Genomic DNA, 19,072 nt, shown 5'->3' with positions numbered 1-19,072 from the left:
TAATTAATGTTTTGATTTGGCAAAAATCACGCGCGCCAGGATATTCAGCAGCAGAACGCACAGCGTGATCAGCAGAACGCCAGCCCAGGCCAGGCTTTGCCACTCGGCAAACGGACTCATGGCGAACTTAAAGATGGTAACCGGCAAGTTGGCCAGCGGCTGCATCATGTCGGTGCTCCAGAACTGGTTCGACAATGAAGTAAACAGCAACGGAGCGGTCTCCCCGGCAATACGTGCAATGGCCAGCAGCACACCGGTAATGATGCCGGAAACTGAAGCCTTCAGCGTAATGGAGGAGATCATCTTCCATTTTGGCGTACCCAGCGCATATGCCGCTTCACGCAGGCTATCGGGCACCAGTTTCATCATGTTTTCCGTGGTGCGGATAACAATCGGAATTTGCAGCAGCGCCAGCGCTATCACCCCAGCCCAGCCGGAGAAATGCTGCATCTGCGCCACCACGATGGTGTAAACAAACAGGCCAACTACGATAGATGGGGCGGACAGCAAAATATCATTAATAAAGCGGATCACTTCCGCCAGCCAGGATTTACGACCATATTCCGCCAGATAAATCCCCGCCAGAATGCCCAAAGGCGTGCCAAACAGGGTCGCCCACAGGATCAGCAGGCCACTACCGGCGATGGCGTTAGCCAGCCCGCCGCCAGCCGTATTGGGCGGCGGCGTCATTTCAGTAAACAGCGCCAGCGAAAAGCCATCGAAGCCGCGCGTAATGGTGGTGAAGAGGATCCACACCAGCCAGAACAAGCCAAACGCCATGGTTAATAATGACAGCGTCAGAGCAACTTTATTCCGCAGGCTACGGCGCGCCTGCATTTTACGGCGTGAAGCCGCCAGCTCTGTTCGGGCGTGCATATCCATTGTCGTCATGAACGCGCCCCTTCATTTTTCGTCAGCCGTAAAATCATCAATTTTGAAATAGCCAGTACGATAAAGGTAATCACAAACAGGATCAGGCCCAGTTCCATCAGAGCCGCGACGTGCACACCTGACTCCGCTTCTGCGAACTCATTAGCCAGCGCTGACGTGATACTGTTGCCCGGCATATAAAGGGATACGCTGTCGAGCTGGTAGGTATTACCGATGATAAAGGTTACCGCCATGGTTTCCCCCAGTGCACGTCCCAGCCCCAGCATAATCCCGCCAATCACCCCGTTTTTGGTAAACGGCAGCACGATACGCCAGATCACTTCCCAGGTTGTACACCCAATGCCGTAAGCTGACTCTTTCATCAAAACCGGCGTCTGCTCAAAGACATCACGCATTACTGAAGCGATATAAGGAATGATCATGATGGCAAGGATCACGCCAGCGGCCAGAATACCGATGCCAAAGGCTGGCCCTTCGAACAGCGCGCCAACAAACGGAATGGTGGAGAGGACATTACCAACTGGCGTCTGGAAGTATTCAGCAAACAGCGGCGCGAATACAAACAATCCCCACATGCCGTAAACGATACTGGGGATTGCAGCCAGCAGTTCAATGGCCACGCCCAGCGGACGACGCAGCCAGCCGGGCGCCAGCTCGGTCAAAAACAGCGCAATACCGAAACTCACCGGCACCGCGATCAGCAGCGCAATCAGCGAGGTGACAACCGTGCCATAAATCGGCACCAGTGCGCCAAAATTCTCTGCAGGGGCATCCCACTCTTTATTCCACAGGAAAGAGAAACCAAATTTCTCAATGCTGGGCCAGGAAGAGATAATCAGGGAGATAATGATGCCGCCCAATAACAAAAGCACAACCAGCGCTGCCAGCTTTACCAGCGCGCCGAACAGAATGTCGCCTTGTTTTCCTGGGGCCTTGAATGACGGCCTGGATTCAGCCATAGATTTCTCGACAGATAAAATTCACAGGGGCGGCATTCAGCCGCCCGGATACTGCAGGTCGGCTTTCAGCCGACCCCTGCGACAGTGCAGAGCACTGTTGGAACATGTTACTGGTACAGCGCTTTGCCAGAACTATCTTTGATTTCTGCTTTCCAGGCGGCGCGGATCTGCTCGACCACCGAGTCAGGCAGCGTTGCGTAATCCAGGCTGTTTGCTGTTTTATCGCCGTCTTTATAAGCCCAGTCGAAGAATTTCAGCACTTCAGCGCCTTTTTCTGCATTAGCCTGATTTTTATACATCAGAATGAATGTTGTGGAAGTAATAGGCCAGGCGTCTTTACCTTTCTGGAAAGTCAGATCCTGAGCGAAGGTTTTACTCCAGTCTGCCCCTTTAGCGGCATTACTGAAACTCTCTTCGGTCGGGCTAACGGGCTGACCATCGGCATCTACCAGCTTAGTGTAGGCCAGCTTGTTCTGTTTGGCATAGGCGTACTCAACGTAGCCAATAGAGCCAGGCAGACGCTGAACAAATGCCGCGATGCCATCGTTGCCCTTACCGCCAAGACCTGTTGGCCAGTTAACGGTGTTGCCTTTACCTACCTTCTCACTCCACTCCTGATTTACTTTAGCGAGGTAGCTGGTGAATACGAAGGTTGTACCGGAGCCGTCAGCGCGACGTACCACGGCGATATTGGTTTCAGGCAATTTCACGCCCGGGTTCAGCTTAGCGATAGCCGGGTCGTTCCATTTTTTGATTTTGCCGAGGTAAATATCACCCACGGTCTGACCATCCAGCGTCAGCTGACCAGACTGGATACCCGGCAGGTTTACCGCCAGTACCACGCCGCCAATCACGGTAGGAAACTGGAACAGGCCATGTTTTTGCAGATCTTCATCTTTCATTGGCGCATCGGACGCACCAAAATCAACTGTTTTCGCGATTATCTGTTTAACGCCGCCAGAGGAGCCAATGCCCTGGTAGTTAATTTTACTGCCGGTCGCTTGTTGATAATCCGCTGCCCACTTGGCATAAACCGGAGCCGGGAAGGTACCGCCTGCGCCAGTAAGATCGGTCGCTGCAAAAGCAGAAACCGCGCTCAGCGAGAGGGTGGCGGCAACAAGTTTGGCTACGGTGCTACGCATCAGTGTCATATTCCCTCCAGGGGAGTAAAGGTCAGGGTGTATGCCGTTGTAGTAAGGATTAGTATTGCTGCAGGAGGGAAAATAGGACAGTTTAGTGACAGCGAGATGTACGTAATATGACAGTTTTGTGACGAAGGCAAAACGTACAGCGTGGATTTGTTCACAACTTTGCTCAGGGCTGCGAAAGAAAACAGGCAGGCAAGCAAAATAACGAAGCGGATGCCGATCGGATGGATGAAAGTCGCTCAGATAAAAAAGCGAGCTTTAACAATCACTGAAAAATGTACGGCAGGAAATAGTTGCTATTCATTTATCAATCACTGGAAACAAAAAAACCCGCTCAGGGCGGGTTTTTATCACTAACGCTTAACTGCTCAGGCTGTTGCCGTCATCGCTATCGTAAGGGTTAGCGAGGTCATCAACGCTTACAGCGCGACAACGTTGGTCGCTGAAGGGCCTTTAGCGCCGTTCTCGATAGAGAACTCTACTTTCTGGCCTTCATCTAAGGTTTTGAAATCATTGCTCTGGATAGCAGAGAAGTGTACGAATACATCTTTGCTGCCGTCCTGAGGAGTGATAAAGCCAAAACCTTTCTCAGCGTTGAACCATTTTACTAAACCAGTCATTTTATTAGACATTGATATTTCCTTACTTGTTTTTTGAGCCACTCTTGGTGACGAATATGGTCTGCTTTGCAGATTTTTACTTATGGGGCACTTAGGAGGAGCTCACGAGGAAGGATATCAATAGATAACGCTTGAACTGAGGACTGCTTTACTAAAACTGCTTACATAAGGTCTGTGTTTCAAACCGATGACGCTATACTATCCTGGGTCCGATCCACATTGCAAGCTTTAACTTCACTAATATTAAACAGGCACAGAGTAACGGCCTTATCAGCCTGCCATCGCTCAAAAGTAAAAGAGTGGCTTAACAAAAGTAACAACGTTTAACCGCAGCCGTGATTGATGTTGCGCCTGTAAAACCATGCGCGCTGAACGCGGCGGCACTGGCTGGCTCATCCGCCAGGCAACCTGATTCTTTAAAGGCATGGTTCCTTTCATAAACGCCGATCGTTGCGCGTCGGTACATCCAGGAAATTAGAAATGATCTCAGAACCAGGTACCCCCACGCTGGATCAGCTGCGGGTTTTTCTTACGGTAGTCGAAACGGGCAGTTTTGCTGGCGCGGCCCGCAAGCTGTATCGCGCCACATCCGTAGTGAGTTATTCAATCGCTAATCTGGAAATGCAGCTGGGGGTTACTCTGTTCGATCGCAAAAGTACCCGTAAACCACAGCTAACTGAGGCGGGTCATGCGGTACTGGCTGAAGCCAGAACGATTTATAACGGTGTCGACGGGCTACGCGCCAAAGTTCGCGGCCTGTTGCAAGGTTTGGAAGCTGAGGTTCATCTGGTATTAGATGTAATGTTGCCTGGCGAACGAGTGGTGGATGCGCTTAAGGCTTTCCGCGAGCGCTTCCCAACCGTCTCTTTGCATTTGCAAATTGAAGCGCTGGGCGGGGTAATGCAGCGGGTTCTTGAACGCAGCGCAACGCTGGGGGTTAGCGGCCAGCTCGCTAAGCGCGTCGATGGTCTTGAGCGTATTAGCGCCGGAAAGGTGACGTTGATCCCGGTGGCGGCGCCTACTCATCCGTTGGCAGCAAAACATCCGCAGAGGCCTGGCGCAGGTCGGGAGCATGTGCAACTGGTCCTGACGGATCGATCCACGCTCACGCAGGGCCAGGAGTTCGCAGTAGTAGGTACACATACCTGGCGGCTGGCGGATTTAGGTGCCAAACATATTCTTCTGCGTGAAGGTATCGGCTGGGGCAATATGCCTGAACCTATGGTGCGTGACGATCTGGCCAATGGCCGCCTGGTTCCTCTAACGCTTCCTGACTGCCCGGGCGGCGATTACGGATTTGATGTCATTTACCGTAACGACTCGCCGCCAGGCCCGGCGGCAACCTGGCTGGTCTCCCGCTTCTGCGAACAGGTCGCAGAATGACCATGCTATTCACAGGCTGGCATCAAGCACCCGTTTGCCGCGAGTATGACCATCCATAACCCGACTCAATGCAACCTTAGCCTGGCTTAAAGGCACAACCTCAACATCAATGGTCAATGCGCCGTTAGCAAACAGGGCAGCAATCTGCGCCAGTTGGCTTCCGTCCGAACGCGTGGCGAAGTGTTTGCCCACTACGCCCGCCGCTTCCGCTATCGCCTGATCCGGTGGTGTGACGGTTGAGACCAGCACGCCGCCCGCTTTAATTAATGACCATGAGCGAGTCTGCGTCTCGTCCCCCACCAGATCCAGTACAACATCGACCTTCTCACTCACTTTTTCGAAAGAGGCCTGGGTATAGTCAATCACTTGTTCAACCCCAAGCGTTTTAAGGTAGTTTTCATTATGTGCCGATGCGGTAGCGATCACCCTGACACCAGCAATGCGTGCCATCTGCACTGCCATGCTTCCGACGCCACCAGCGGCACCATGGATAAGTAATGTCTGACCAGGCTTAATCTTTGCGTGCTCATGCAGCGCCTGCCAGGCCGTCAGGGCTGCGGCCGGTACACCGCTGGCCTGTAGCGCAGACAAACGTACCGGGCGATGCGCTAATCGATCGGCCATCGCGAGAGCCTGAGTGGCATAGCCGCCTGTGATACCGATAAACCCAAAGACCTCATCGCCTGCCTTAAATTGCTGCACCGCTTCACCGGTTGCAATAACGCGTCCGGCAACTTCTACGCCAGGCGTGTAGGGCGGCTCAAGCGGAACAAAGGCTTTCATGGCGCCAGAGAGAAGCTTCCCGTCAATGGGATTAACGCCGCTGCCCGCTACCTCAATCAGAACCTCGTTCTGGCCAGGAACCAGCGCCGGAAGCTCCTGTAAAAAAAGCTCATCGGTTTTACCGTAATGCATTGCGCGTATCGCTTTCATGATGTTCTGCCTTGTCGTTAGTCATAGACTTACCCCTTTGGTAAGCCGCGGTAAGATCATCATGCGCGCAATCTGCTTAACTAAAAACCCACCTAATTTCGATGTTTAGGTTCTACAAAATAGAACAATGAAAGATCAGAGCGTAGCGAAATGCAGTAGGTTATCCGGGTATAGTGAGCCGTTACTTGCTGGTCAGAGAAGAACACAGGTTCTTTTACGGAGAAGCATTATGTTTCCTGAGCGCTACCTTAAACAAACAGTGATGCATGCCCGGCAAGGCGACGTTCTTCTGCGCCAGGGAGAGCAGCAGGGAAATATTTTTTTCCTGCTGCAAGGGATCGTTCGCGCGGTGCATGTCTTGCCAGATGGCACCGAACGGGTAAAAGAGTTTTATTTTGCCGGAGAATACTGTTTTCTCTACCTTAGCTGGCTGGCCAGAGTGCCGTCCCGCTACAGCTTACAGGCGATCGCGCCCTGCTCGTACCAGCGACTGCCGCTGGCTTACCTTGATACCTCGGAAGGCGCAGAGCTGGCTGATGCTCTGTTACGCCAGCAGCTTATTTATAAAGAGCGTAAAGAAGAAATGATGCTTTTGCATGCGCCGGAAAAACGCTACGCCTATGTGCTTGAGCATTTCCCTGAATGGAGTAAGCGCCTGACTCAGCGTGAACTGGCCAACTATATTGGTATTACGCCTGTCAGCCTTTCGCGCATACGACAACGCATTAACAAAGGTTAATGCGCCTTCCTGGCGCTTCTTTCATCCTCTTCTTTTGAATGAAGAAGAGGAAAAACCGTGTCTGTCTTTATGCTTTCGCAGCTTATCGCTGGCGGCTCATTTGTTTGCGATTTGGTGGCTTTTTTTCTGCCCGGACGCGTGGCGGTGCTGCGCCTGTTGGCGCTTTCTACCGCACTGCTTGCGGCGCATTTTGCTTTGCTGGAGCAGAAAAGCGCAGCCGCGATGATGCTGTTAGCCAGTTTCAGATATGTTATTGCGAGCAGGACGACAAACCCAGCCATCGCCGGGTCCTTCTGCCTGACCGCGATAATCTGCACGATTCTGACATGGCGTGATGCCATCGATCTGCTTCCGCTAGCGGGCAGCCTGTTAATGACGCTGGCCGCCTTTAAACAGGATCGGGTAAAGCTCAGGCTTTATACTCTGGCGGGCAGTCTGTTCTGGCTGACCAATAATCTGCTATGCCATTCTCCGGTAGCCGCAATGATGGAACTCACTTTTATCAGCAGTACGCTGGTTTCGCTTTACCGCATTTATCGTACGCGGCTCAGCATTCAGCAGCGGTAAGATTGATATCACCGGGAAGGGCGGTTTTGACTGGCGTCAGGGGCGTGGAATAAGAGTCAATGCGGAAAAGGCCGCCAGCGGCGGCCTGACAGGATTATCTGGCAATAATAAAACGTGCGTTATCATCCATATAAGTTTTCTCACCAGCTGGCGCGTTGATGGAACCAAAGTTCATATGCCCTCGCAGCAGCCAGCTCTCCGGGATATTCCAGGTGCGCTGCACATCAGCATCAACCAGGGGGTTATAGTGCTGTAGATTAGCGCCAATTCCTTTTTCCGTCAGCGCCAGCCAGACCGCATACTGGGTGATACCGGTGCTGTGTTCAGACCAGACTGGAAAGTTATCCGCATAGGAAGCAAACTGTTCCTGCAGGCCTTTTATAACTTGCTGATCCTCAAAGAACAGCACCGAGCCAGCCGCCGCCGCAAAGCCATCTATTTTATCTGAAGTGCCCTGAAAATTTTCTGGCGGAACAATTTTTCTTAATTGTTCGCGGGTTAATTCCCAGAACCGATGGTGTTCCTGCCCCAGCAGGATCAATATCCGGGAGCTTTGGGAATTAAATGCCGAAGGCGCCTGCCTTACTGCTTCTTTAATCGTCTCGATAATCTCATCTTCTGCCAGCGTCAATCTGTTACCGAGGGCGTAAACTGTCCGGCGGTTTTTAGCCAGCGCTAAAAAGCCCTCAGCATGCTCTTGCACACTCCCGGTCATCGGATTAGAACGCGCCTGCGGAGCTGAATGTTTCGTTTCGGTAAAAAAAGATGAAAAAGCACTCTTGATGATGTTCATGTTTACACCTGCTTTTTTATGATCTTTTCGGCCGTGCTGACAATTCAGTAAATGGCGGCAGAAGAGAGAAAGACCGTCCGGCGCTGAAAAGGGTGCCCTTACAAGGCACTCTCTCCAGCTCATTTTTATTTGCGGAGTACTGCCGTTACGTAAGCGCCATTGTTAACGCGCGCGCCGGTAATTTTATAGGAGGCACCAGCCTGAACTGCCTGAGCGGCGATCTTTGCTTCAGCACTATCCAGGGTAGCGGCGGTGGCGCTAATGCTTTGAGCAAAACCGCCAAAGGAGATAAGAGACAAAACTGAAACAGCAACGGCGTTTTTAACCAGTGATACTGTTGAATCTGCAACGAAATTTTTGATGGCTTTCATGATAATTTCCTCAACATGTTTTATACGCTATGAGGCAATCAGCCTCGATAAGAGAAAGGATACTCATGTACAGAGGCGATTAAAAGCTGAGCTATTTGCTCAAATCAATCAAAAATTATGAAAGAGATCGCAGGGTATTTTATCTCCCGAACGCGGTCGCAGCTGGCGCTGCGTTTACGTAACGCATAAAAAAATCCGGCATGCTGTTAACAGCATTACCGGATTTTTCATTTTACCGTTTCAGGTCAACGTAACGTTAAAGCGGCCTCGTCCGTGGCCGCTTTATATAAGATACGCCTTATTCCACGGTAACCGATTTCGCCAGGTTACGCGGCTGGTCAACGTCGGTGCCTTTGATCAGCGCAACGTGATAGGAGAGCAGCTGTAGTGGCACGGTATAGAAGATCGGTGCGATAACCTCTTCTACATGCGGCAGGGAGATAATTTTCATGCCTTCACTGTCGTTAAAGCCCGCATCCCGATCGGCAAACACATACAGCAGGCCGCCGCGTGCGCGTACTTCTTCAATGTTGGACTTCAGCTTCTCCAGCAGTTCGTTGTTCGGCGCAACGACAATCACCGGCATATCGGCATCAATCAGCGCCAGCGGGCCATGTTTCAGCTCGCCAGCGGCGTAGGCTTCCGCATGAATATAAGAGATCTCTTTTAGCTTCAGTGCCCCTTCCATGGCGATGGGATACTGATCGCCACGGCCAAGGAACAGCGCATGATGTTTATCAGAGAAATCTTCCGCCAGCGCTTCAATCAGCTTATCCTGCGCCAGCATCTGCTCGATACGGCTCGGCAGCGCCTGCAAAGCATGGACAATATCATGCTCTACCTGTGCATCGACGCCTTTCAGGCGACCAATTTTCGCCACCAGCATCAGCAATACCGTCAACTGAGTGGTAAATGCCTTGGTAGAGGCCACGCCGATCTCCGTTCCGGCTTTGGTCATCAGCGCCAGGTCAGATTCACGTACCAGTGAAGAGCCGGCAACGTTGCAGATAGCCAGCGAGCCCAGATAACCCAGCTCTTTCGACAAACGCAGCGCCGCCAGCGTATCCGCCGTTTCGCCCGATTGCGACAGCGTAATCAACAGGCTGTTTTTACGAACGGCGGATTTGCGATAGCGAAACTCAGAGGCGATCTCCACATCGCAGGGCAGGCTAGCCAGTGACTCGAACCAGTAACGCGCCACCATGCCCGAGTTATAGGAGGTACCGCAGGCGATAATCTGGATATGCTCTACCTGACTCAATAGATCGTTGGCGTTGGCACCCAGCTCAGAAAGATCAACCTCGCCATGACTAAAGCGCCCACTCAGGGTGTTTTTGATCGCGTTAGGCTGTTCGTAAATTTCTTTCTGCATGTAATGACGGTAGCCGCCTTTGTCGCCAGCGTCATACTGCACGGTGGATTCAATCTCGCTACGCTTGACCGGCGCGCCTGCACGGTCGATGACGGTGATTTCACGACGCGTAACTTCGGCAATATCGCCCTCTTCAAGGTAGATAAAGCGACGGGTTACCGGCAGTAGCGCCAGCTGATCGGAGGCAATAAAGTTTTCGCCAACGCCGCAGCCGATGACCAGCGGGCTACCTGAACGAGCCGCTACCAGCAGTGAAGGATCGCGGCTGTCCATAATCACCATGCCATACGCACCGCGCAGTTGAGGAATAACGCGCTGTACTACTTCGCGCAGGCTGCCGCCCTGTTTCTGCTCCCAGTGCACTAAATGCGCCACCACTTCCGTATCAGTTTCCGAAGCGAAGTGATAGCCGCGTTCGATCATCAGCTCACGCAGCGGCTCATGGTTTTCGATGATGCCGTTATGCACAATCACGATATGTTCAGAAACGTGCGGGTGCGCATTTACCTCAGACGGCTCGCCGTGGGTTGCCCAACGGGTATGCGCGATCCCAGTGCCGCCAATCAGCGGATGCTGCTCAGCCGCCTCAGCCAGTTTCTGTACCTTACCAACGCGACGCAGGCGCGTAACGTGCCCTTGTCGATCCACCACCGCTAAACCTGCGGAGTCATAGCCGCGATACTCCAGGCGGCGCAAGCCTTCCAGCAGTATCTCTGCGATATCACGTTGCGCAACCGCGCCAACAATTCCACACATAGTTGTATTCCTGACTCATGGCGCTCATGCGCCCAGCGTTGTCATCTGACCTGATATACCAGCTTTGCTGGTTCCCCGAGCCTTGTAGAGAGTGGGGGTTATTGTTTTATATTTTCTTTTTAACCGGGCGTTGCCAGCCCGATTTCTGAATCTGTTCTTTGCGGTTGTAAACCAGCCCACCGGCGGTTACATCCTGCATAATGGTCGTGCCCGCTGCGATGGTAGCGCCGCTGGCGACCGTTACCGGTGCCACCAGCTGCGTATCTGACCCTACAAACACATCGTCGCCGATAAGGGTTTTTGATTTATTAGCGCCGTCGTAGTTGCAGGTAATGGTGCCGGCGCCAATGTTCACGCCAGATCCGATTTCAGCATCGCCCAGGTAGCTAAGATGGCCAGCCTTCGAGCCTTTACCCAGCCTCGCTTTTTTCATTTCAACAAAGTTGCCGACGTGTGCGGCTTCACCCAGTTGGCTGCCCGGCCGCAGGCGCGCAAACGGCCCAACGGTACAGGAGACATCCAGTACAGCATCTTCAATAACGCTGTACGGGCTGATTTCACAACCGTCGCCGATCACGCTGTTTTTGATCACGCAGCCAGCACCGATTTTCACGTTGTTGCCCAGCGTGACTTTACCTTCAAGGATAACGTTCGTGTCGATTTCCACATCGCGGCCATGCTGCAGCTCGCCGCGCAGATCAAAGCGCGCCGGATCACGCAGCATCACGCCTGCCAGCAGCAGTTTTTCCGCCTGCTCAGCCTGATAAATCCGCTCCAGCGTCGCCAGCTGCAGACGATTATTAACGCCTTCGGTTTCGCTAATGCGAGACGGCTGAACGGTAGCGATATGACGTCCTTCCGCCGAAGCCAGCGCAATAATATCGGTAATGTAGTATTCGCCCTGAGCGTTGTTATTGGTGAGCTGGCTTAGCCAACGTTTCAGATCGCCGCCGTTAGCAACCAGAATGCCGGTGTTGATCTCAGAAATCGTCAGCTGCTCCGGCGAGGCATCTTTCTGCTCAACGATGCCGGTTACCTCACCGTTTTCACGCACAATGCGTCCATAGCCGGTGGGGTTATCCAGCGTCACGGTTAACAGGCCGATTCCGCCCGCAGGCTTTGCTGCACACAGGCGCGCCAGCGTATCCACGGTGATTAACGGTACGTCGCCGTACAGCATCAGGATATCTTCGTCATCGGCAAAGAAAGGGGCGGCCTGCTGCATCGCATGCCCGGTTCCTAATTGCTCAGCCTGCAGCACCCAATTCAGCGCATCATCACCCAGCGTGGCTTTCAGCCGATCGCCGCCATGACCGTAAACCAGATTAATTGCGCGCGCACCGACACCTTTTGCCGCATCGATAACGTGTTGAACCATGGGTTTTCCTGCCAGAGTATGCAGGACTTTAGGAAGATCGGAATACATGCGTGTTCCCTTGCCGGCAGCAAGGATCACCACACTCATTGCGCTGTTAGACATAGCCATCCTGATAGAATTTTTACAGAGGAAAGTTAAACGGTTTCGCCCTGAGATTACTACATTTTTCTCCTGGCGAAATTAACCGGCTTTCCGATTATTACCACGGCAAAGAATGCACCGCCGTTGATGATAAATACAACGAAAAAAGGCGATTTTTAGCCGCTTAATTTTAGCTGTGTAGCAAGAGAGGAAAGGGGCAGGGGGATGATAAAAAAATGCCAGCCCGTTTGGGCTGGCATGATTAGCTGCTGTTAAGCCTGATTACATCGCTTTTTTAGTGAGTTCGATGACGCGCAGCTTGGCAATGGCTTTCGCCAGCTCTGCCGAAGCCTGAGCATAATCCACGTCGCCATGTGCTTTGTGAATATGCTCTTCCGCTTTGCGTTTTGCTTCCAACGCACGCGCTTCATCAAGATCGGTGCCGCGAATCGCCGTATCAGCCAGCACGGTAACCGTACCTGCCTGTACTTCCAGCACGCCGCCGGAGAGATAGATATACTCTTCTTCACCGTGCTGTTTAACGATGCGCACCATGCCAGGCTTAATGGCGGTCAGCAGCGGCGTATGGCCAGGGAAAATACCCAACTCACCTTCGCTACCTGACACCTGAATTTTCTGTACCAGTCCGCTGAACATCTGCTGTTCTGCGCTGACAACATCCAGGTGATAAGTCATAGCCATTTTCAACCTCCCGGAAAACGACCCCGCGCCGTTTCAGGCTGAGCGGCTTTGCTTGATCCGGATCGCCGTCTTAAGCCAGCGATCCGGGATATCTGCTTGCCACCCTGCGCCTTAATCAGGCTGGGGAAGTTATTACAGTTTCTTCGCTTTTTCCACGGCTTCTTCGATGGCACCAACCATGTAGAAGGCCTGCTCTGGCAGGTGATCGAACTCACCGTCCATAATGCCTTTAAAGCCACGGATAGTGTCTTTCAGCGAAACGTATTTGCCCGGAGAACCGGTGAATACTTCTGCCACGAAGAACGGCTGAGACAGGAAGCGCTGAATTTTACGTGCGCGAGCCACCAGCAGTTTGTCTTCTTCAGACAGTTCGTCCATACCAAGGATGGCGATGATGTCTTTCAGTTCCTGGTAACGCTGCAGAATAGACTGCACGCCACGCGCCGTATCGTAGTGCTCCTGACCTACAACCAGCGGATCCAGCTGACGGCTGGTGGAATCCAGCGGGTCAACGGCCGGGTAGATACCCAGAGACGCGATCTGACGGCTCAGAGTAACGGTAGAGTCAAGGTGGGCGAAGGTGGTCGCCGGAGACGGGTCAGTCAAGTCATCCGCAGGTACGTAAACGGCCTGTACAGAGGTGATTGAACCCGTCTTGGTGGAGGTAATACGCTCCTGCAATACACCCATCTCTTCCGCCAGCGTCGGCTGATAACCTACTGCAGACGGCATACGACCCAGCAGCGCGGATACTTCAGTACCGGCCAGGGTGTAACGGTAGATGTTATCGATAAACAGCAGAACGTCACGGCCTTCATCACGGAATTTCTCCGCCATGGTCAGACCGGTCAGCGCAACGCGCAGACGGTTGCCCGGCGGCTCGTTCATCTGGCCATAAACCAGCGCAACTTTATCGATAACGTTAGAGTCGGTCATTTCGTGGTAGAAGTCGTTACCCTCACGAGTACGCTCACCCACACCGGCAAATACCGAGTAACCTGAGTGCTCAGCCGCGATGTTACGGATCAGCTCCATCATGTTTACGGTTTTACCTACGCCCGCACCACCGAACAGACCCACTTTACCGCCCTTAGCGAACGGACACATCAGGTCGATAACCTTGATGCCGGTTTCCAGCAGTTCCTGCGAGTTTGACTGATCTTCGTATGAAGGCGCTGCGCGGTGAATAGAGGCGATCTCTACGGCACCACCGTCTTCATCTTTCAGCTCGCCTTTCATATCGATCGGCTCGCCAAGCACGTTCATGATACGGCCCAGGGTAGCTTTACCCACCGGTACCTGAATCGGCTTTTTAAGATCAGTGACTTCCAGGCCACGTTTCAGGCCGTCAGAAGTACCCATAGCGATGGTACGAACCACGCCGCCGCCCAGCTGCTGTTGAACTTCCAGCACCAGACGCGCATCACCATTTTTAACCTCAAGGGCGTTGTACACCTGCGGTACAGCGTCCTGAGGGAACTCGACGTCAACTACGGCGCCGATGATCTGGACAATCTTTCCAGTTGCCATCTTGAATCCTCTACCTAATTCGTTTCTACCCATCGTCATGGTCGTCGCAGCGTCGATCGCGCGTTACGCTCAGCTGATCGGTCAACCTGTCGACAGCCGCGCCAGTGACGGGGTATACCTGGTTAAACCGCGGAGGCCCCCGAGACGATCTCGGTAAGTTCCTGGGTGATGCTGGCCTGACGAGCCTTGTTGTATACCAACTGCAGCTCTTTGATCAGGTTGCCGCCGTTGTCGGTCGCCGCTTTCATCGCCACCATACGTGCGGCCTGTTCGCTGGCCAGGTTTTCCACAACGCCCTGATAAACCTGAGATTCGACATAACGACGCAGCAGGGTGTCCAGCAGCGATTTCGGATCCGGTTCGTACAGGTAATCCCAGGTTTTTTTCTCTAACTCTTCTTCCCCTTCCGCTGGCGGTAACGGCAGCAGCTGGGTAACGGTTGGAGTCTGGGACATGGTGTTGTTAAATTTGTTGCTGACCACATACAGCTTGTCGAGACGACCTTCGTCATAGGCCTGCAGCATGACTTTTACCGGGCCAATCAGTTCTGACAGGGAAGGGTTGTCACCCATGCCGGTCACCTGCGCCACGACATTGCCACCTACGGAACCAAAGAAAGCCAGCCCCTTAGAACCGATAATCGCCAGATCGCTCTGAACGCCTTTATCAGACCAGGCTTTCATCTCTGCCAGCAATTTTTTGAACAGGTTAATGTTCAAACCACCACAAAGCCCGCGGTCGGTAGAAACGACCAAATAGCCGACGCGCTTAACGTCGCGCTCTTCCAGGTAAGGGTGCTTGTATTCCAGATTACCTAACGCAATGTGACCAATCACTTTGCGCATGGTTTCTGCATACGGACGGCTGGCCGCCATGCGTTCCTGCGTTTTACGCATTTTGGAGGCGGCGACCATTTCCATCGCTTTGGTGATCTTCTGCGTGTTTTTCACGCTTCCGATCTTGGTACGTATCTCTTTTGCGCCGGCCATTAGCTTCTCCTCAAAGCCTTGCGGCCTGCCTTTTCAGACAAGCCGCCAGACATTACCAGGACTGGGTTGCTTTAAACGTTTCGAGGAGGCCTTTCAGCTTCTCTTCGATTTCGTTGTTGTAGTTACCAGTTTGGTTGATTTCCTGCATCAGCTCGGCGTGTTCGCGATCGGCATACGCCAGCAGCGCAGCTTCAAAGCTACCGATTTTCGCCAGTTCGACGTCATTCAGGTAACCACGCTCAGCGGCGAACAGCACCAGACCCTGTTGGGCAACGGACATCGGCGCATACTGTTTCTGCTTCAGCAGCTCGGTCACTTTCTGACCGTGGCTCAGCTGTTTACGCGTCGCATCGTCCAGATCGGAAGCGAACTGGGAGAAGGCTGCCAGTTCACGATACTGTGCCAGCGCGGTACGAATACCACCGGACAGTTTCTTCACGATCTTGGTCTGTGCAGCACCACCAACACGGGATACGGAGATACCCGGGTTAACAGCCGGACGAATACCGGAGTTGAACAGGTTAGATTCCAGGAAGATCTGACCATCGGTAATAGAGATTACGTTGGTCGGAACGAACGCGGAAACGTCACCCGCCTGCGTTTCGATAATCGGCAGAGCGGTCAGTGAACCGGTTTTACCTTTAACTTCACCTTTGGTAAACGCTTCAACATATTCGGCGTTTACGCGGGAGGCACGCTCCAGCAGGCGAGAGTGGAGATAGAACACGTCACCAGGGAACGCTTCACGACCCGGCGGACGACGCAGCAGCAGAGAAATCTGACGGTAAGCAACGGCCTGTTTAGACAGGTCATCGTAAACGATCAGTGCATCTTCGCCACGGTCACGGAAGTATTCACCCATTGCGCAGCCTGCATACGGAGACAGGTATTGCAGCGCAGCGGATTCAGAAGCGGAGGCAACCACTACGATAGTGTTAGCCAGCGCACCGTGCTGTTCCAGTTTACGCACCACGTTAGCAATGGTGGACGCTTTCTGGCCGATAGCCACGTACACGCATTTGATGCCGGAGTCGCGCTGGTTGATGATGGCGTCGATAGCCAGAGCGGTTTTACCGGTCTGACGGTCGCCGATGATCAGCTCACGCTGGCCACGGCCGATTGGAATCATCGCATCCACAGATTTGTAGCCAGTCTGAACCGGCTGATCAACGGATTGACGATCGATAACGCCCGGCGCGATAACTTCAACCGGAGAGAAACCATCGTTTTCAATCGGGCCTTTGCCGTCGATAGGTTCGCCCAGGGTGTTAACCACGCGGCCCAGCAGGCCACGGCCAACCGGAACTTCCAGGATACGGCCGGTGCATTTAACTTTCATGCCTTCGGCGAGGTCAGCATACGGACCCATAACCACTGCACCTACGGAGTCGCGCTCCAGGTTCAGGGCGATAGCGTAGCGGTTGCCCGGCAGCGCGATCATTTCACCCTGCATCACATCGGCCAGGCCGTGTACGCGGATGATGCCGTCGCTGACGGAAACAATAGTACCTTCGTTGTGAGCTTCACTCACGACATTGAACTGAGCAATGCGCTGCTTGATCAGTTCGCTGATTTCGGTGGAATTCAGTTGCATATGCTCCAGTCCCCTTAAGACTGCAAGACGTCTGCCAGACGCTCAAGACGGCCGCGTACGCTACCGTCAATGACCATATCACCCGCCTGGATGATAACGCCTGCCATTACAGACTTATCGATTTTGCAATTCAGCTTAACTTTGCGTGACAGACGCTTTTCCATTGCGGCGCTGATTTTAGTCAGCTGCTCGTCGCTCAGCGCACTGGCAGAGATGACATCCACTTCCGCGGTCGCCTCCCAGGCGTCACGCAGGTGGATGTACTGCTCCAGTACTGCTGGCAGCGCGGACAAACGTCCGTTCTCTGCCATAACCTTGATAAGGTTCTGACCTGCTTCGTCGAGTTGGTCACCACAGACTGCGATGAACGAGGCAGATAAGGTTTCCGGTGCCAAAGCACCGGAAAGCAATTCGGCCATCTGTTCGTTGCGAGCGACTTCTGCAGTGAACGTCAGCATTTGCTGCCAACGTTCAATGCTTTGATGCTCAACGGCAAAGTCAAAAGCTGCTTTGGCGTAGGGGCGAGCTACAGTAATTAGTTCAGACATCAGCCCCTCCCTCCTTACAGTTCAGCGACCAGTTTATCTACGATGTCGCTGTTAGCAGCTTCATCCACGGAACGTTCGATGATTTTCTCGGCGCCGGCCACAGCCAGCATCGCGACTTGCTTACGCAACTCTTCACGAGCACGTTTACGCTCGGCGTCAATTTCCGCCTGCGCCTGTGCCACGATCCTGTTACGTTCCTGCTCAGCTTCAGCTTTCACTTCGTCCAGGATCTGAGCGCGGCGTTTGTTCGCCTGCTCGATGATAACCTGAGCTTCTTCTTTGGCTTTTTTCAGCTGGTCGGTCGCAGTTGCCTGTGCGAGATCCAAATCTTTTTTGGCGCGTTCTGCAGAAGCAAGGCCTTCAGCGACTTCTTTCTGGCGCTTTTCGATGGCAGCCATAATCGGCGGCCATACGTACTTCATGCAGAACAGGACAAACAGGACGAACGCGATGGCCTGGCCGAGGATTGTTGCGTTAAGGTTCACAGCACAATGCCTCTTGTTAAGTTAACTTACTCTGCCGTTATCAAAGACAACCTGCAGAATCTGCTCATCGTCTGAGGCTTATCGCTCCAGGCCGATGAACTCTCGTTTGGCCCTGTCGCTTAACCCGCGACAGCAAACATCACGTACAGACCCAGACCTACAGCGATCATCGGGATTGCATCCACCAGACCCATAACAACAAAGAACTGCGTACGCAGCAGAGGGATCAGATCCGGTTGACGCGCAGCGCCTTCCAGGAATTTACCTCCGAGGATGCCGATACCGATCGCAGCACCGATTGCCGCCAGGCCCATCATCACAGCGGCAGCCATGTACAGCAGATCCATATTCAGGTTTTCCATGACAGTCTCCAGTTTGTTTCAGTTAAAACGCAGTAGTGTTAATAAAAAATCAATGTTCTTCGGATGCCATCGACAGATAGACAATCGTCAAGACCATGAAAATGAAAGCCTGCAGCGAAATGATCAGGATGTGGAAAATGGCCCAAGGCACACTCAGAACCCACTGTGACCACCACGGCAACAGACCCGCAATCAGGATAAAGATCAGTTCACCCGCATACATGTTGCCGAACAGTCGCAGACCGAGAGAGACCGGTTTAGACAGCAGGCTTACCCCTTCCAGAATCAGGTTGATGGGAATGAAAAGCGGATGATTAAAGGGTTGCAAGGTCAGCTCTTTAGCAAAACCACCAACACCTTTCATTTTGACGCTGTAGAACAGGATCAAAATAAAGACGCCCAGTGCCATAGAGAGCGTGACGTTTACGTCAGCGGACGGCACCACGCGTAGCGCAGGCAGACCAAATACATGCTCACCAATATATGGCAGGAAATCGATGGGTAGCAGATCCATAAAGTTCATCAGGAAAACCCAGACGAAAATGGTCAGCGCCAGCGGGGCGATAAGTTTGCTTTTACCGTGGTACATATCGCGGACGTTACCGTCAACGAAACCCACCACCAGCTCAATAGCCGCCTGTAATTTCCCCGGAACGCCGCTGGTGACACTATTGGCCACTTTGCGGAACAGTACCAGGAAAATCAGACCCAGCACCACGGAGAAAAACATGGAATCAATATTTAATACCCAAAACGTCGCCGGAGCGTCGTGCGGATTCACCAGCTCGAAAGTACGCAGGTCCAACTGAAGGTTATTCAGATGGTGACCTATGTATTCTTGCGGAGTAGAGATTTCTCCTGCAGCCATGAT

General features: G+C 52.9%; 20 protein-coding genes. 3 read left to right on the top strand and 17 right to left on the bottom strand.

The annotated features are described in order from the left end of the window. Positions 1-3: 3 nt before the first annotated feature. From pstA to cspG, 4 genes are all read right to left on the bottom strand, one after another. Positions 4-891 carry a phosphate ABC transporter permease PstA gene (gene pstA / locus ACQE32_RS10845; protein ID WP_426973776.1) on the bottom strand — a complete coding sequence of 296 codons (888 nt, stop codon included), beginning with the start codon at positions 889-891 and terminating at the stop codon, positions 4-6. Further along, positions 888-1,850: a phosphate ABC transporter permease PstC gene (gene pstC / locus ACQE32_RS10840; protein WP_085069155.1), complete on the bottom strand. Its 963-nt coding sequence runs from the start codon at positions 1,848-1,850 to the stop codon at positions 888-890. The genes pstA and pstC overlap by 4 nt, the downstream gene beginning before the upstream one ends. A 107-nt stretch (positions 1,851-1,957) precedes the next feature. After that, positions 1,958-3,001, bottom strand: coding sequence for a phosphate ABC transporter substrate-binding protein PstS (pstS, locus tag ACQE32_RS10835; RefSeq protein ID WP_426973775.1), 1,044 nt, complete (start codon positions 2,999-3,001; stop codon positions 1,958-1,960). Positions 3,002-3,417: 416 nt separating this feature from the next. Further along, on the bottom strand, positions 3,418-3,630 hold the full coding sequence (gene cspG, locus ACQE32_RS10830) for a cold shock protein CspG (protein WP_085069158.1): 213 nt from the start codon (positions 3,628-3,630) through the stop codon (positions 3,418-3,420). A gap of 468 nt (positions 3,631-4,098) precedes the next feature. Between cspG and ACQE32_RS10825 the strand changes: the two genes are divergently transcribed. Next, a complete protein-coding gene (locus ACQE32_RS10825) occupies positions 4,099-5,001 on the top strand; it encodes a LysR family transcriptional regulator (RefSeq protein ID WP_426973774.1) in 903 nt (300 codons plus the stop codon). 9 nt (positions 5,002-5,010) lie between these two features. Here the strand turns inward: ACQE32_RS10825 and ACQE32_RS10820 are convergent, their stop codons facing one another. Continuing rightward, the gene (locus tag ACQE32_RS10820) at positions 5,011-5,934 is read right to left on the bottom strand and encodes an NADP-dependent oxidoreductase (protein ID WP_426981457.1); all 924 of its coding nucleotides are present in this window, start codon (positions 5,932-5,934) and stop codon (positions 5,011-5,013) included. Positions 5,935-6,163: 229 nt separating this feature from the next. On the opposite strand from ACQE32_RS10820, the gene ACQE32_RS10815 reads away from it, so the two are divergent. After that, on the top strand, positions 6,164-6,673 hold the full coding sequence (locus tag ACQE32_RS10815) for a Crp/Fnr family transcriptional regulator (protein WP_426973772.1): 510 nt from the start codon (positions 6,164-6,166) through the stop codon (positions 6,671-6,673). A 57-nt stretch (positions 6,674-6,730) separates the two neighbouring features. Further along, complete coding sequence (locus ACQE32_RS10810) at positions 6,731-7,240, top strand: YgjV family protein (protein WP_426973771.1); 510 nt, start codon at positions 6,731-6,733, stop codon at positions 7,238-7,240. Between the two features lie 94 nt (positions 7,241-7,334). Here the strand turns inward: ACQE32_RS10810 and ACQE32_RS10805 are convergent, their stop codons facing one another. From ACQE32_RS10805 to atpB, 12 genes are all read right to left on the bottom strand, one after another. Then, positions 7,335-7,955 (bottom strand): nitroreductase family protein, encoded by a 621-nt coding sequence (locus tag ACQE32_RS10805; RefSeq protein ID WP_427021891.1) that lies wholly within the window; start codon positions 7,953-7,955, stop codon positions 7,335-7,337. A gap of 203 nt (positions 7,956-8,158) precedes the next feature. Next, positions 8,159-8,404, bottom strand: a complete 246-nt coding sequence (locus ACQE32_RS10800; RefSeq protein ID WP_427021772.1) for a DUF1471 domain-containing protein — start codon at positions 8,402-8,404, stop codon at positions 8,159-8,161. A 298-nt stretch (positions 8,405-8,702) separates the two neighbouring features. Continuing rightward, complete coding sequence (glmS, locus tag ACQE32_RS10795; protein ID WP_426973769.1) at positions 8,703-10,532, bottom strand: glutamine--fructose-6-phosphate transaminase (isomerizing); 1,830 nt, start codon at positions 10,530-10,532, stop codon at positions 8,703-8,705. Between the two features lie 106 nt (positions 10,533-10,638). Next, positions 10,639-12,012: a bifunctional UDP-N-acetylglucosamine diphosphorylase/glucosamine-1-phosphate N-acetyltransferase GlmU gene (gene glmU, locus ACQE32_RS10790; RefSeq protein WP_427021771.1), complete on the bottom strand. Its 1,374-nt coding sequence runs from the start codon at positions 12,010-12,012 to the stop codon at positions 10,639-10,641. A 261-nt stretch (positions 12,013-12,273) separates the two neighbouring features. Next, positions 12,274-12,693, bottom strand: coding sequence for a F0F1 ATP synthase subunit epsilon (locus ACQE32_RS10785; RefSeq protein WP_085069175.1), 420 nt, complete (start codon positions 12,691-12,693; stop codon positions 12,274-12,276). 132 nt (positions 12,694-12,825) lie between these two features. Continuing rightward, a complete protein-coding gene (gene atpD / locus ACQE32_RS10780; RefSeq protein WP_426973767.1) occupies positions 12,826-14,223 on the bottom strand; it encodes a F0F1 ATP synthase subunit beta in 1,398 nt (465 codons plus the stop codon). Positions 14,224-14,345: 122 nt separating this feature from the next. Beyond that, complete coding sequence (gene atpG / locus ACQE32_RS10775; protein WP_085069179.1) at positions 14,346-15,212, bottom strand: F0F1 ATP synthase subunit gamma; 867 nt, start codon at positions 15,210-15,212, stop codon at positions 14,346-14,348. Between the two features lie 52 nt (positions 15,213-15,264). Then, positions 15,265-16,806: a F0F1 ATP synthase subunit alpha gene (atpA, locus tag ACQE32_RS10770; RefSeq protein WP_085069180.1), complete on the bottom strand. Its 1,542-nt coding sequence runs from the start codon at positions 16,804-16,806 to the stop codon at positions 15,265-15,267. 14 nt (positions 16,807-16,820) lie between these two features. Further along, positions 16,821-17,354 (bottom strand): F0F1 ATP synthase subunit delta, encoded by a 534-nt coding sequence (gene atpH / locus ACQE32_RS10765; protein WP_085069181.1) that lies wholly within the window; start codon positions 17,352-17,354, stop codon positions 16,821-16,823. Positions 17,355-17,368: 14 nt separating this feature from the next. Continuing rightward, a complete protein-coding gene (atpF, locus tag ACQE32_RS10760) occupies positions 17,369-17,839 on the bottom strand; it encodes a F0F1 ATP synthase subunit B (RefSeq protein ID WP_085069183.1) in 471 nt (156 codons plus the stop codon). Between the two features lie 119 nt (positions 17,840-17,958). After that, positions 17,959-18,201 (bottom strand): F0F1 ATP synthase subunit C, encoded by a 243-nt coding sequence (gene atpE / locus ACQE32_RS10755; RefSeq protein ID WP_038629267.1) that lies wholly within the window; start codon positions 18,199-18,201, stop codon positions 17,959-17,961. Between the two features lie 49 nt (positions 18,202-18,250). Continuing rightward, positions 18,251-19,069, bottom strand: a complete 819-nt coding sequence (atpB, locus tag ACQE32_RS10750) for a F0F1 ATP synthase subunit A (protein ID WP_085069185.1) — start codon at positions 19,067-19,069, stop codon at positions 18,251-18,253. Positions 19,070-19,072: the final 3 nt, after the last annotated feature.

The sequence above is a fragment of the Pantoea sp. FN0302 genome (assembly GCF_050113775.1).
In the GTDB taxonomy this organism is placed as follows: Bacteria; Pseudomonadota; Gammaproteobacteria; order Enterobacterales; family Enterobacteriaceae; genus Mixta; species Mixta alhagi.
Note: the sequence above shows the minus strand (reverse complement) of the source record. Positions and strands in the feature narration are given on the sequence as shown.

Coding starts and splice junctions, on each gene's coding strand:
- pstA (WP_426973776.1), bottom strand. CDS start 891: ATGACGACAATGGATATGCACGCCCGAACAGAGCTGGCGGCTTCACGC.
- pstC (WP_085069155.1), bottom strand. CDS start 1,850: ATGGCTGAATCCAGGCCGTCATTCAAGGCCCCAGGAAAACAAGGCGAC.
- pstS (WP_426973775.1), bottom strand. CDS start 3,001: ATGACACTGATGCGTAGCACCGTAGCCAAACTTGTTGCCGCCACCCTC.
- cspG (WP_085069158.1), bottom strand. CDS start 3,630: ATGTCTAATAAAATGACTGGTTTAGTAAAATGGTTCAACGCTGAGAAA.
- ACQE32_RS10825 (WP_426973774.1), top strand. CDS start 4,099: ATGATCTCAGAACCAGGTACCCCCACGCTGGATCAGCTGCGGGTTTTT.
- ACQE32_RS10820 (WP_426981457.1), bottom strand. CDS start 5,934: ATGAAAGCGATACGCGCAATGCATTACGGTAAAACCGATGAGCTTTTT.
- ACQE32_RS10815 (WP_426973772.1), top strand. CDS start 6,164: ATGTTTCCTGAGCGCTACCTTAAACAAACAGTGATGCATGCCCGGCAA.
- ACQE32_RS10805 (WP_427021891.1), bottom strand. CDS start 7,955: ATGACCGGGAGTGTGCAAGAGCATGCTGAGGGCTTTTTAGCGCTGGCT.
- ACQE32_RS10800 (WP_427021772.1), bottom strand. CDS start 8,404: ATGAAAGCCATCAAAAATTTCGTTGCAGATTCAACAGTATCACTGGTT.
- glmS (WP_426973769.1), bottom strand. CDS start 10,532: ATGTGTGGAATTGTTGGCGCGGTTGCGCAACGTGATATCGCAGAGATA.
- glmU (WP_427021771.1), bottom strand. CDS start 12,012: ATGTCTAACAGCGCAATGAGTGTGGTGATCCTTGCTGCCGGCAAGGGA.
- ACQE32_RS10785 (WP_085069175.1), bottom strand. CDS start 12,693: ATGGCTATGACTTATCACCTGGATGTTGTCAGCGCAGAACAGCAGATG.
- atpD (WP_426973767.1), bottom strand. CDS start 14,223: ATGGCAACTGGAAAGATTGTCCAGATCATCGGCGCCGTAGTTGACGTC.
- atpG (WP_085069179.1), bottom strand. CDS start 15,212: ATGGCCGGCGCAAAAGAGATACGTACCAAGATCGGAAGCGTGAAAAAC.
- atpA (WP_085069180.1), bottom strand. CDS start 16,806: ATGCAACTGAATTCCACCGAAATCAGCGAACTGATCAAGCAGCGCATT.
- atpH (WP_085069181.1), bottom strand. CDS start 17,354: ATGTCTGAACTAATTACTGTAGCTCGCCCCTACGCCAAAGCAGCTTTT.
- atpE (WP_038629267.1), bottom strand. CDS start 18,201: ATGGAAAACCTGAATATGGATCTGCTGTACATGGCTGCCGCTGTGATG.
- atpB (WP_085069185.1), bottom strand. CDS start 19,069: ATGGCTGCAGGAGAAATCTCTACTCCGCAAGAATACATAGGTCACCAT.